Origin of the sequence: Streptomyces sp. MBT65 (assembly GCF_016612545.1) — a bacterium.
In the GTDB taxonomy this organism is placed as follows: Bacteria; Actinomycetota; Actinomycetes; order Streptomycetales; family Streptomycetaceae; genus Streptomyces.
The window spans coordinates 33,922-47,101 of record NZ_JAENRY010000039.1 but is presented as its reverse complement, the minus strand read 5'-3'; the positions used below and the strand labels follow the sequence as shown (position 1 = coordinate 47,101).

At 71.0% G+C, this 13,180-nt stretch carries 8 protein-coding genes; 5 read left to right on the top strand and 3 right to left on the bottom strand.

Going from position 1 to position 13,180, the window contains the following annotated elements:
* Positions 1 to 34 precede the first annotated feature (34 nt).
* The 4 genes from JHN63_RS11770 to JHN63_RS11755 all read left to right on the top strand — a co-directional run bounded on the left by JHN63_RS11770 (position 35) and on the right by JHN63_RS11755 (position 6,543).
* Positions 35 to 1,297 carry a histidine kinase gene (locus tag JHN63_RS11770; RefSeq protein ID WP_200679479.1) on the top strand — a complete coding sequence of 421 codons (1,263 nt, stop codon included), beginning with the start codon at positions 35 to 37 and terminating at the stop codon, positions 1,295 to 1,297.
* A 50-nt stretch (positions 1,298 to 1,347) separates the two neighbouring features.
* Positions 1,348 to 1,929, top strand: a complete 582-nt coding sequence (locus JHN63_RS11765; RefSeq protein ID WP_234476474.1) for a response regulator transcription factor — start codon at positions 1,348 to 1,350, stop codon at positions 1,927 to 1,929.
* A 246-nt stretch (positions 1,930 to 2,175) separates the two neighbouring features.
* A complete protein-coding gene (locus JHN63_RS11760) occupies positions 2,176 to 3,402 on the top strand; it encodes an MFS transporter (protein WP_200679471.1) in 1,227 nt (408 codons plus the stop codon).
* A gap of 9 nt (positions 3,403 to 3,411) precedes the next feature.
* Positions 3,412 to 6,543 (top strand): BTAD domain-containing putative transcriptional regulator, encoded by a 3,132-nt coding sequence (locus JHN63_RS11755; RefSeq protein WP_200679469.1) that lies wholly within the window; start codon positions 3,412 to 3,414, stop codon positions 6,541 to 6,543.
* Here the strand turns inward: JHN63_RS11755 and JHN63_RS11750 are convergent.
* Positions 6,524 to 7,309, bottom strand: a complete 786-nt coding sequence (locus JHN63_RS11750; RefSeq protein ID WP_200679468.1) for an ABC transporter permease — start codon at positions 7,307 to 7,309, stop codon at positions 6,524 to 6,526. The genes JHN63_RS11755 and JHN63_RS11750 overlap by 20 nt on opposite strands.
* Complete coding sequence (locus JHN63_RS11745) at positions 7,306 to 8,292, bottom strand: ATP-binding cassette domain-containing protein (RefSeq protein WP_200679467.1); 987 nt, start codon at positions 8,290 to 8,292, stop codon at positions 7,306 to 7,308. The genes JHN63_RS11750 and JHN63_RS11745 overlap by 4 nt, the downstream gene beginning before the upstream one ends.
* A 173-nt stretch (positions 8,293 to 8,465) precedes the next feature.
* On the opposite strand from JHN63_RS11745, the gene JHN63_RS11740 reads away from it, so the two are divergent.
* The gene (locus JHN63_RS11740) at positions 8,466 to 8,912 is read left to right on the top strand and encodes an SRPBCC family protein (RefSeq protein WP_200679466.1); all 447 of its coding nucleotides are present in this window, start codon (positions 8,466 to 8,468) and stop codon (positions 8,910 to 8,912) included.
* Positions 8,913 to 8,971: 59 nt separating this feature from the next.
* Here the strand turns inward: JHN63_RS11740 and JHN63_RS11735 are convergent, their stop codons facing one another.
* The gene (locus JHN63_RS11735) at positions 8,972 to 13,021 is read right to left on the bottom strand and encodes a discoidin domain-containing protein (RefSeq protein ID WP_200679465.1); all 4,050 of its coding nucleotides are present in this window, start codon (positions 13,019 to 13,021) and stop codon (positions 8,972 to 8,974) included.
* Positions 13,022 to 13,180 lie beyond the last annotated feature (159 nt).

The window sequence follows — 13,180 nt, the reverse complement described above, 5'->3', positions numbered from 1 at the left end:
GTCCGCCGGTCCACCCGGGTTCTACGGTGGGCGCATGGCCCTTCTCGCCGCGCTGCGCGGCCCGTTCGCACGCCTGGGACGTGCGACGGTCTTCAACCTCGCCGGCGTACTGCTGCAGTTGCTTCCCCTGCTGCTGCTCGTGGAACCGTGGTTGTTCTTCCCTGACCCGCGCGCTGTGCCGGAGGTCCAACTGACCGTCTGTGGACCGCTGTTGCTGGTCATCTACGTCACCGGAGCACTGACCGCCGTCCAACGCCGCAGGTTCGCGGCACTCGCCGGCGTCGACATACCGCTGCTCCCCGCCGAGCGGCGCAGGCCCACGCTCCGGGGCGCCATGAACTGGCTCCGGTCCGGCGGGACTTGGCGGCAGGTCTCCTACCACCTGCTGCTGGGACCGTTGGTGTCGTGCGGGACGGTCGTCACCGTCGTGCTGTGGGCCTGGGGCGCGTTCGCCGGGACCGCCCTGGTGTGGATGTGGGGTGTCCCCCCGGAGCAGTGGCCGAAGTTCCTGCGGACCTCCACGGAGGCCGTGTACATCGACGCGTCCGGCCTCGCCGCGCTGCTGCTCGCCGTGTGGCTCACCTTCGTCGTGGTCCGCCTCGACACCCGGGCCGCCCTGGCCCTGCTCGGCCCGAGCCGCGCCGAACAGTTGACGCGCAGGGTCGAGGACCTCACCGAGAGCCGCGCCGCAGCGGTGGACGCCGCCGACGCCGAACGCAGGCGCATAGAAAGGGACTTGCACGACGGGGCACAACAACGCCTGGTCTCCCTCGCCGTGAACCTCGGCATCGCCAGGGCCACACTCACCGACCTGCCCGACGAGGCCAGACAGGTCATCGACCAGGCCCACCGGGAGGCGAAGGAGGCGATCGACGAACTCAACAACCTGGTACGAGGCCTGCACCCGGCCGTCCTGGACGACCGGGGACTGGACGCGGCCCTGTCCGGCATCGCCGCGCGCGGCCCGCTGCCCGTGCGGTTGCGCGTCGACGTACCCCGGCGGCTCGCCCCGACCGTCGAGGCGGTCGCCTACTTCACCGTCTCCGAGGCGCTGGCCAACATCACCAAGCACGCCCCCGGGGCCTCCCGGGCGGACGTCACCGTCGAGATCCACGACGGTACGCTGCGGGTCGCCGTCGCGGACGACGGCCCCGGCGGCGCCGACCCCGCGCACGGCTCCGGCCTGGCCGGACTCGCCCGCCGGGCAGCCTCCGTCGACGGCGCGCTCACGATCAGCAGCCCCGCCGGAGGCCCGACCGTCATCAGCGTGGAGTTGCCGTGCGCCGTCTCGCCGTGATCGCCGAGGACTCGGTCCTGCTCAGGATCGGCCTCGTCAAAGTGGTGGAGATGGCGGGCTACGAGGTCGCCGCCGAAGTCGGTGACGCCGACGCCCTGCTCGCCGCCGTCGCCGAACACCGCCCCGCCGTCGCCGTCGTGGACGTCCGCATGCCGCCCGCCCAGTCCGACGAGGGGGTGCGGGCGGCGCTGGTGATCCGCCGCGAGTGGCCGGCGACCGCGGTACTGCTGCTCTCCCAATATGTCGAAGAGCGGTACGCAGCCGACCTGTTGACGACGAACACCGGCGGCGTCGGCTATCTGCTGAAGCAACGCGTCGCCGACGTCGAGGATTTCGTCGACGCCCTTGGCCGGGTCGCCGCCGGCGGCACCGTCCTGGACCCCGAGGTCGTGGCCCAACTCCTGCTGCGCCGCGCCAGCGACCCACTGGACCGATTGACTCCCCGCGAACGCGAGGTACTGACCCTGATGGCCGAGGGCCGCTCGAACTCCGGCATCGCCCGACAACTGGTCGTCAGCGACAGCGCCGTGGCCAAGCACATCAACAGCATCTTCACGAAACTCGACCTGCCGTCGGTGGACAGCGACCATCGCCGGGTGCTGGCTGTCCTGCGGTTCCTCAGCGCCGGGTGAGCGAGACGCTCCGGGGGCGGGCGGTAATTGCCTTTCGCGCCGGGCCACCCAGGAACTACTGTCCCAACCGCCAGTCACCACCGAGAAGTCGGAGCCCAGAGATGCCCGGTCGTCCGGGCGCGCGTTGACGTCGTAGGCCGAGTTCGGCCCGTCATCGCGTGCCGCCCTCGATGCTGCGGCACAGCGAGCCTTTCCCCGCCCGAACCCTGGGCGCGGGTCTCGTTGTCGGCGACTCGAGGGGTCCCTGTGCCGTCCACTTCGAACAACGACTTCCGTCGGCTCTGGCTGGGGCAGACGGTCTCCCAACTCGGCGAGCAGACAAGCCTGGTGGTGCTTCCGCTCCTCGCCGTCCTGACGCTCGACATCGGTTCCGGTGAGTTGGGCGCGCTGCGCGCGACGGGACAGGCACCGGTGCTGCTGCTCTCGCTCTTCGTCGGTGCCTGGGTGGACAGATGGCGGACGCGCACGGTGATGGTGCTGGCGGACCTCGGCCGGACGCTGGTCCTGGGCGGCGCCGCGGCGGCCGCCCTGCTCAACTGGCTCGGCCTGCCCGCGCTGTTCGTGGTGGTCGCCGTCTCCGGAGCACTGTCCGTGTACTTCGACATGGCCTACCAGGTCTGTGCCGTTCGGCTGGTGACGCACAATCAACTCGTGCGTGCCAACAGCGTGTTGGAAGGTAGTAGGTCGGCGGCCCAGATCGGCGGGCCCGCGCTCGGTGGTGCGTTGGTGACCCTGTTGTCGGCGCCGATCGCCGTCGCCTCCGGTGCGGTGTTCTTCGCGCTGTCGTTCCTGTCCGTCCGCCGGATCCGGCGTAGCGAATCCGTCCCGGTGCGCACGGAGCGTCCCCCTCGGGTGTGGCGGCAGATTCATGAGGGGCTACGGTTCGTCGTCGGCGACTCCTCACTGCGTACCGTGTGCCTCGCCGCCGCCCCTTTCCAGTTCTTCTTCGCGGCCACGACGACCGTCTATCTGCTCTTCCTCCCGCGCGCACTGCACCTGTCGGGCACCGCCGTGGGCCTGGCGCTCGCGGCGACCGGTCCGGGCGCGCTCGTCGGCGCGATGCTGGCCGCCCGGCTGCCGGGCCGCTTCGGCTACGGCAGGGTGCTCGTCGTCGCGGCGGCACTCGGCGACGGCGTCTTCCTGTGGGTGCCGGCGCTGCACGGATCGTCCGCGACGACGATGGCCGTACTCCTCGTGGTCAACTTCGTCTTCGGGATCGGCGGACAGTTGGTGAACGTCACGGTCATGGCCGTCAGGCAGGCCGTGACCCCGCACGGGTTGCAGGGACGCGCGGCCGCGACGATCACGTTCGTCGGGATGGGGCTGTCCCCGCTGGGATCCCTGCTCGGCGGCTTCCTCGCCCAGGAGTTGGGGTTGCGCACCGGCCTTCTGGTGACCGCGGCGGGCATGATGCTGTCCCCGGCGGTGATGGCACTGTCTCCCCTTGCACGGCTGGGGCGCGACCTTGGTTAATCTGCACCGGTGACCATTGACCTGACCCTGCTGCCGCGTGTCGTCTGCCGAAGACAGGAGGTCACCGCACCCCGGCTGCGCGGCCTCCTCGCGTTGCTCGCGGGCGACCTGCGCACCGGGTGCAGTGTCGAGCGGCTGGTGGAGGGGCTGTGGCCGGACGAACTGCCGGAGCGGCCCGGGAAGGCGCTCCAGGTCCTCGTGTCCCGGGCTCGGTCACAACTGGGCGCGGACCTCATCGCCAGCACACCGACCGGATACCGGCTCGCCCTCGCCGAGGACCAGGTCGACAGCTCCGCCCTGCTGCTGCACGCCGCCGCGAGCGCGGACCGGGCCAGGGCCGGGGACCACGCGGGATCGCTGGCCGCCGCCCAGGCCGGACTCGCGCTGTGGGAAGGCACCCCCGACCAGGGCGGCGACTCCGACGACCCCGTGGCCGCGCTGCGCGCCGAGCGCGCCCCCGTCCGTGAGGCGCTCGTCCGCGCGCAGGCGCTCGCCTTCGCCCGTCTCGGACGGCACGCGGAGGCCGCCGGTCCACTGGCCGTGGCCGCCGCCGCGCATCCGCGCGACGAGGAGGTGCTGGGCGAGCTGTTGCGCGGCGAGGCGGCCACGGCGGGCCCGTCCGCCGCGCTGACCCGGTACGAGGCGTACCGCCGCGAGCTGCGCGACGAACTCGGCACCGACCCGGGCGCCGGACTCAAGGCCGTACAACAGGAGTTGCTGCGCGGCGAGGCGCCGGTGGCCCGGCACGGGGTGCCGCACGAGCCGAACCCCTTGCTCGGCCGCGACGAGGACATCGCGGCGGTGGAACGGCTGTTGCGCGGCTCCCGCGCCGTCACCGTCGTCGGCCCCGGCGGCCTCGGCAAGACCCGGCTCGCGCACGCCGTCAGCCGCCGGGCCGCACAGCGCGTGGTGTACTTCGTGCCCCTCGCCGGCGTCACCGAGGACGCGGACGTGGCCGCCGAGGTCGCCTCCGCGCTCGGTGCCGGAGCCCTCGGCGGACCTGCCTCCGGGGACCCGGTGTCCGGCATCCTCGGCGTGCTCGGCTCCGGGCCCGCGCTGTTGGTTCTCGACAACTGCGAGCAGGTGATCCGGGGCGCCGCCGACCTCGTCCAGGCACTGGTCTCCTCCTCCAAGGATCTCAGGGTGCTCACCACCAGCCGGTCCCCGCTGGGCCTCACCTCGGAGGCCGTGTACGCGCTCCCGGAACTCGGACTCGCCGTCTCCGTCGAGCTGTTCACCCAGCGGGCCCGGGCCGCCAGAAGCGGTGTGGAGCTGCCGCCGGACGCGGTGGCCGAGCTGTGCCGCCACCTCGACGGGCTGCCGCTCGCCGTGGAGCTGGCGGCCGCACGGGTACGCGTCCTGTCGGTTCCCGACATCGCCCGCCGCCTCGGCGACCGCTTCGCGCTGCTGCGCGGCGGGGCCCGGGACGTGCCCGAGCGCCACCGCACCCTGCACGCGGTCGTCGAGTGGAGCTGGAACCTGCTCGCCGAGGACGCCAGGGCGGCACTGCGCACGCTGTCGGTCTTCCCTGGCGGCTTCTCCGGCGAGGCCGCCGAGCAGGTCCTCGGCGAGGACGCGCTGCTCCTGCTGGAGCAGTTGGCCGACCAGTCCCTGCTCACCGTCGCCGACACCCCGGCCGGTGTGCGGTTCCGGATGCTGGAGACCGTACGGGAGTTCAGCGCGGCCCGGCGCACCGAGGCGGGCGAGGACGAGACGGCCGTAGACCAATTCCTGTTCTGGGCGCGGGACTTCGGGGTCGCGCATCACGACGTGCTGTTCGGTTCGGACTCGCAGGCCGCCTGGGAGCGGATCAAGGCCGAGCAGGACAACCTCGTGACGGCCCTGCGGCATGCCCTGGCCCGTACGGACCAGCCCGCGACCGCCGCCCTCACCGCCGCCCTGGGCAGCCTGTGGTCCACCGGCACCGACTACTCCCGCCTCATGGCCCTCACCGCGGACACCGGCCCGACGCTCTCGCACTACCACCCGTCGCCCGACTACGTCGAAGTCGCCCGCACCGCCGCGGTGTTGGGGACGGCGACCGTCTTCATGGGCCCGGGCCCGCGTGCCGTGCGCCAACTCGTCACGCTCCGGCGGCTGCCGGCGGCCCCGCCGGACACGCTGATGCGTGCCGCCGCGATCGTGCTGAGCGCGATCCCCGAGATCAGACCGCCCGACTACGACGTGCTGCGCGGACTCAGCGAGGGCGCGGGCGGCGAGGACGCGCTGCTCTCCGGCATCGCCGAGTGCGTCGCCTGCTACGTCTGGGAGTTCGAGCACGACATCGAGCGCGCGCTGGTCTCCGCCCGGCGGACGGTCGTCGGGCTGGCGCGGGTCGACAATCCGTCGGTGCAGCTCATGGTGCACTCCCGGCTGAGCGAGTTGTGCCTGCGGACCGGGCGGGGCGAGGAGGCGTACGTCCATCTCAAGGCCTCGCTCGCCGTCCTGCCGCGGCTCGGTGACGGGCACGACCACATCGGCGTCCGCTCGCTCCTCGTCCTCGCCTGTCTGCAGCGCGGCGACGCCGACGAGGCGGAGTACTGGCTGCGGCAGGCGGAGAGCGACAACACCCCGTCGGAGGACGACTTCTACCGGCCCGATCTCGGCGGGCGCGCCGAGATCGCGCTCGCCCGCGGACTGACGGAGGTCGGACTCGGCCTGTGGCGCGGCGCGGTGGAGCGCATGCTCGCGGCGCCCTCGCCGCACGGCGACGAACTCCCGCTGGACGCCTGGGCGTTCATGGTGCAGTCGGTGGCGGTGACCGCCCACGCGCGGGCCGGCCGGCACGCGCTGGTGGCGGAGGTGATCGACCGGCTGCGCCGGCACCTGCGCGGCCTGCTGGCGCAGCCGTACGGCCCGCCCTCCGAACTCCCCTTGTACGGAACGATGTTGCACGCCCTGGGCACGGTGGGGCTCGCCGACGGCGACAGTTCCGCCGTACGGATGATCGCGCTGGCCGAACGGCTGGGCGTGCTGCGGGAGTTCCAGCCGACGATGTCGGCGGACCTAGCCCGGCGGGCGGCCGAGGACGCCGACAGGGCGGCGTACGCCGACGCTGTGTCGGAGTACGCCGCCCTGGGGCGGGACGAGTTGCGGGAGGCGGCCCGCGCTGTCATGGCGGCTACTTCGGGTCGCGGTTGAAGGAGGCCGTGGACCAGAAGTAGCCGAGCACGGTCAGTCCGACGCACCAGGCCAGCGCGATCCACCAGTTGTTGCCGATCTCGGTGCCGAGCAGCAGGCCGCGCAGGGTCTCGATGGCCGGGGTGAAGGGCTGGTACTCGGCGATCGGCTGGAACCAGCCCGGCATGGTGTCGGCCGGGATGAAGGCGCTGGAGATGAGGGGGAGGAGGATCAGCGGCTGGGCGCTGTTGGCGGCCGCCTCGGCGCTCGGGCTGACCATGCCCATCCCGACCGCGATCCAGGTGAGCGCCAGGGAGAACAGCGCGAGCAGCCCGAACGCCGCCAGCCACTCCAGCGCCGTGGCGTCCGTGGACCGGAAACCGATGGCCACGGCGACGGCGCCGACCAGGACCACGCTGGCGACGCACTGGATCACACTGGCGACGACATGCCCGACGAGCACGGAACCGCGGTGGATCGCCAGTGTCCGGAAGCGGGCGATGATGCCCTCGTTCATGTCGGTGGCGACCGACACCGCGGTCCCGATCACGGTGCCGCCGATGGTCATCATCAGGATGCCCGGGACGAGGTACGCGACGTAGTCGGAGCGGTCGGCGCCGCCGATGCCCGTGCTCAGCACATCGCCGAAGATGTAGACGAAGAGCAGCAACAGCATGATCGGCGTGAGCAGCAGGTTCAGGGTGAGGGACGGGTAGCGGCGCGCGTGCAGCAGGTTGCGGCGCAGCATCGTGGACGAGTCGCGGACGGCGAGGGAGAGGCTGCTCATCGGACGTTCTCCTTGGGCTGGCTGGGCTTGGTGGACTGGCCGGGGACCTTGCTGCCGCCGGTCAGGGCGAAGAACACGTCGTCGAGGTCGGGGGTGTGCACGGTCAGCTCGTCCGCCTCGATGTCGGCGGCGTCGAGCCAGTCGAGGATGGAGCGCAGCTCGCGCTGGCTGCCGCCGCTGGGGATCTGCAGCGAGAGCGTCTCGTCGAACCGGGTGACCTCGCGCAGGGCCACCGCCGCCGACTGGTAGGCGTCCGGGTCGGTGAACCGCAGCCGTACGTGCCCGCCGGGTACGAGCCGCTTCAGCTCCTCGGCGCTGCCCTCGGCGACGAGCTTGCCGTCGCTCAACACCGCGATGCGGTCGGCGAGTTCATCGGCCTCGTCCAGGTACTGGGTGGTGAGGAAGACGGTCGTACCGCCGGAGACCAGCTCCCGGATGATGCCCCACATGGTGTGCCGGCTGCGCGGGTCGAGACCGGTGGTCGGTTCGTCGAGGAAGATGATCCGCGGGTCGCCGACCAGGGTCATGGCGAGGTCGAGGCGGCGCTTCATCCCGCCGGAGTAGGTGGACGCGGGCTTCTTCGCGGCCTCGGTGAGGTCGAAGCGCTCCAGCAGTTCGGCGGCGACCCGCCGTCCCTCCCGCTTGGGCAGGTGGTGCAGGTCCGCCAGCAGAAGCATGTTCTCCTCGCCGGTGATCAGCCCGTCGACGGCGGAGAACTGTCCGGTGACACCGATCGAGGCCCTTACGGCCTGTCCGTCGGTGGCCAGGTCGTGACCGCCGACCCGCAGCTCGCCGGCGTCGGCGGTGATCAGCGTGGAGAGGATCTTGACAGCGGTGGTCTTGCCGGCGCCGTTCGGACCGAGCAGGGAGAAGACGGTGCCGGCCGGCACGGCCAGGTCGATGCCGTCGAGCACCGCCTTGTCCCCGTAGGCCTTGCGCAGCCCGGTGGCCGAGATCGCGAGTTCATGGGTCGTTGTCGTCATGCAGCAGAGCGTGCGGCAAGGGGCCTTCAGCTCGGTTTCACCGTGGTTTCAGTGCCCTGGAACCGGCGCCGCCGCCGACAGGGAGCACGGGCGCGGCCGCGCCGATAAACTGGGGACGCTCGGCCCATCAGCGCGCACCCAGCCAGTACTCCCACCGTGGCACAGGAGGAATCGTGGCCGGACAGTTCGAGGCGACAGCCGAGATCGACCGCCCCGTCGAGGAGGTCTTCGCCTTCCTCGCCGAGGGCACGAACGACCCGAAGTTCAGCCCCCGGGTCCAGGAGATCACCAAGACCCCGCAGGGCCCGACGGCCGTGGGCACCGTCTTCACGAGCACGGTCAAGGACGCCGGCATGAAGACGGGCCGGACCTTCCGGATCACCGAGTACGAGGCACCCCACCGCATCCGCTGGACGGAGACCTCCAAGAACATCGTGACGGCGGACCAAGGCGGCTACGACCTCGAAGCCACCGGTCCGGGCACGACCAAGGTGAGGATCTTCAACGTCCTCGAAGGCCACGGCATCGGAAAACTGCTCGTGGGCTTCGCGCTGGGTGCGGCACGCAAGGACGCGCCCGCGTTCGGGCAGCGCATCAAGACGGCGGTGGAGGCCTCCTGAACCACCGGTTCCCCGACGACCGGTTCCCAGACCACTGGTCGTCGGGGAACTACCGGTTCCTAGGAACTCGCCTTGGAGGGGCGGCTGTTGTACGCCTCCACCTCCAGGACCGCACGGCCTGAGGACAGGGCCCGGCTCGGCCAGGACAGGGTGACGGCCTGGGCCTCGCCGGGCAGCAGCCACAGGTAGTTGTGGCTGTACAGCGTCGGCAGCACCCGGTCGCCGGTCGAGCCGTCCTTCAGGGAGAGCCGGACCATGGCGGCGACGGCCGGACCCTGATTGCGCACGGTGGCGCTGAGTCGGGTCCGGTCTCCGGAGCGGGACAGGCGTCCGACCGTCGCGGACACCTTGGTCCGCGGCGCGCCGCTCAACGCGCGCATGGCGTCCGGCGTGCGATAACGCCAGTAGGTGTTGCGCGACAGGACCCGGCCGTCACCGCCCTCCAATGTCAGACGCAGCAGATGCAGATCCGGCAGGCCGTCTGTCCAGGCCGCCGTGAACGCCTCCGCGGTCGCGGCCGGTGCCACATCCACCCGGGCACTCCTGCTCGCGCCGAGCCGACGACCGGACAGGTCGAGCAACTGGGCCGACACGACAGCGTTCCTCAGACCCTCCCGGGTGTGGTTCACGGCGAGCACCCGCCCCGCCGGATCGGCCTGCACATGCAGCGGCTCGCAGGCCGAACGGGCGCCGTAGTACGTGCCGTTGACGTCGAAGTCGTAGTCGTAGGTCTGCCAGACCGTGCTGTGCCACGCGGGGTGGGACATCCACAGCATCAGACCGCTGGCGTTGTCCCACAGGTTCGCGTTCCAGGCCTCGAACATGGCGCGCGTGTTCTCGTAGTTGACGAACTGGGCCTTGCGGGCGAAGTCGTCCAGTCCGGTGACCGCTCCGAGGCGCGCTTCTACGGCCGCCTTGTAGTTCTGCGGTGCCTGGTTCCCGCGCTCGCTCCAGTCGTGGTAGTACCAGGCGCCCCGGATCGGCCACTCGGGCTCGTCGCCCGTCATGTTGCGCGTGCTGGCGGCCGTGGAGACGACGGGCATCCCGATCTCGGTGTGGAAGCCGAAGTCCTTGCTGCCGTACGTGGACGGGTCGAAGTACTTCTCCGGCTCCACCCAGCCGTACGGTCCGCCGCCGGTGATGATGCCGCCGGCCGAGTTGTTCTGGTAGAGGATGCCGGGCGCCTGTCCCTCCACCGCCTCGCGCATGCCCTGGTCGATGGCGGCCGGTGGATTGCCCTCGTTGGCTCCGCACCAGATGACCACGCTGGGGTGGATGCGGTAGCGCAGGACGGTGTCCCGCGCGATCGAGTTGAAGGCCTCGTGGTCCGGCGGGTCCATGCCCCACGCGTTGGGAAAATCGTTCCACACCAGGATTCCGTGCTCGTCGCAGGCGGCGAAGAACTCCTCCCGGTCGGACGTGCCCACCCAGTTGCGGATCATGGTGAAGTTCATGTCGCGGTGCATCCGTACGGCCGCGTCCATCCGCTCCGGCGGCATCCGGCGCAGCAGTTCGTCCCAGCCCCAGTTGCCGCCCCGGGCGAAGACGCGCACCCCGTTCACGCTGATCTTCAACGGATCGGGCGTGTTGGACACCGACTTCACGTCCGTCCAGGTGTCCGCGTCGTCCGACACCTGGATCACATAGGTCTTCGGATAGGCCGACTCCCACAGGACGACGACCCGGTCGAAGCTCTTCGGGGCCCCGAGGTCGACCTGGATCCACTGGTGGTCCTCGTAGGCGGACGACCAACGGGTGCCCGGATCACCGTCCGTGGCGTGCGCCGCCGGGTGGTCGGGATCCTCGGTGGAGGCGGTCGTCGTACGACGCAGAGCGAGGTCGGTGCCGGGCGCGGTGCTGTCGATGATGCCCAGGGACCACAGGGAGTTGCCCCAACTGGTGTTGCGCAGACCGCAGTTGATACGGACATAACGCGCCGTCCGGGGAGCGAAGTCCTCCCTCTGGAGGCTGGCGTTGCCGTTGCCGAAGGGCAGCGGCAACGCGCCGTTGTCCACCGCCGCGGCATCGGTCCAGGTGGCGTTGTCGGCGGAGACCTGCACCAAGTAGCTCTTCGCGTACGCCTGTTCCCACACCAGGTCGACCCCGTCGAATGACTGCGTCGACCCCAGGTCGATCCGGATCCACTGGTCGTCCTCGTAGGCCGAGGACCAGCGGGTCCCGGGATCGCCGTCGGTCACGTTGCCCGCGCCGTGATCGTCCCCGTCCGTGCTCGACGCGTCGGCCTGCGCGTGCAGGGCGAGGTCGACAGAGGCACGAGCACTGTCGCGTACGGCCAGGGTCCACAGGGAATAGCCCCAACCGGACGCTCTGGTCAGGCACTTGACGCGCACGTATCGGGCCTGTTGCCGGTCGAAGGTCACCGACTGGGTATATGCGTCGCCGGAGTTGGCGAACGGCAGCGGTACCTCGTACTCGTAGCCGAACTGACGGATGCCGAAGCGGGTCGTGCGGCGGTCGCTCTCGGCGCCGTCGAGCGTCGCGACCAGGGTGAGCCGGTGGAGGGCCGGGTCGCCCAGCCCGTTGGGCCACCACAACGTCGGGTTGCGCAGCCGCAGTTGAGCGAAGTCGGCGGGCGCGAAGGTGACGTCGACGCTCCTGCCCGCCGGCACGGTGACGGCCCTGCTGACCCGCACGTCGTCGAAGGCGGCGGAGACCGTCGTGCGGTGGTCGGTGGTGTCGGCGTTGCGGACCGGGACGACGATCGTCACTTCGGCGACCGACACCTGGGGCAGGTCCGGCAGCACGGTGTCGACCCGCGGATCGCCGATCACGACCTGGCCGGTCGACCTCAGCCGGACGTGGTTCCAGATGCCGGCGGCCCGGTCGCGTACCGCCGGCATCCAGTCCCAGCCCGAAGAGGCCAGGTAGGTGGGGGAGTTGAGGTTCATCTGGTTGGCGCCCGCGTCCACCCAGGACTCGCCGGCCGGACCCTTGTCGCCGGGGCTGCCGGGTACGGGCATGGGTGTGATCCTCACCGCGAGCGCGTTCGCGGTGTCCCTCGCGAGCAGCTCGGTCACGTCGTGGGCCGAGCGCGCGAAGGCGTACGTCAGACCGCCCACGTGGTGGCCGTTGAGCCAGATGTCGGCCGTGTGGTTGATGCCGTCGAACTCCAGCCAGGTCCGGCGTCCGGGCCCGGTGCGCAGACCGCGCGGCAGCTCGAAGTCCCGCTTGTACCACCAGGAATGACGGGACAGGGCCTCGGGGATGTGGAGGTTGTTGAGCCCGGCGACGGGGTCGGGGAGCTTGCCCCGGTCCACGAGCGAGCCGAGCACCGTGCCCGGAACGGTGGCCGGCAGCCAACTGCTGGTGTCGACGGACGTCTTGGACAGGCCGGTGCCGTCGGCGCCTGCCCAGTCGTCGAGCGTCAGCCGCCAGCCGGACTCCACCGGGACCGTGCCGTCGTTGGCCACCGCCAGCTTGGGCGCGGGCCCGGAGTGGGTGCCCCAGTCCGTCCAGCCGGTGGCCGCCGGCCGGTGGCCCTTGACGGTGCCGTAGACCTCGAAGCCGTTCAGGCCGAGGGGGTTGGGGCTGGAGCGCCGCGTCGAGGTCAGTCGTATCCAGCGTGCGGTGACCGGGCGCGCGGGCTGAATGGTCACCACTCCGCCGGTGCCCGCCGTGGTGCGGTGCACGGCGGTCCAGGAGGTGTGGTCGGTCGATGTCTCGACGACGTACTCGACCGAGTAACTGGACTGGATCTCCTGCCCTGTTGTGCCGTCGGCCGGGTTGCCGGAGGTGGGCGGGGTGAACACCGGGTCGTTCGCGTCGCCTTCGAAGGTGAGGCGGATCGACGTGACCTCGCACGCGGCCTGGAGGTCGATCGAGATCCACTGCGGGTCGCCCGCCGCCGCCCGCCAGCCACTGCCGCGCACCCCGGGGGCGGCGAGCCGGTCCACCACGAACGAACCCGGGGTGGGCGCGTAGGCCGTCGAGGAGACCGACACGGGGCGGTGGAGGGCGAGTTCACCAGGAGTGGTGGGGGCAGCCGACGCGGGCTGCGGGAATCCGAGTCCGAAGCCTGCCAGCAGGCCGGAACCCGTGCTGACGAAGGAGCGGCGTGACAGGTGCGGTGAACTCGACTGATCTGTCATGAGCGTGAAGTCCCATCAAAAACCGGCGGCACTGACAACGTTGCCAAAGGCTGGGACGCGAGGGAAGCTGTGTCAACCCCTGATGCGGCGTTCTAATAAATTAGGAATTAATATTGACAGGGTTTCGGTCCCGCGCCACAGTCGTCGCCGTGACGCCGG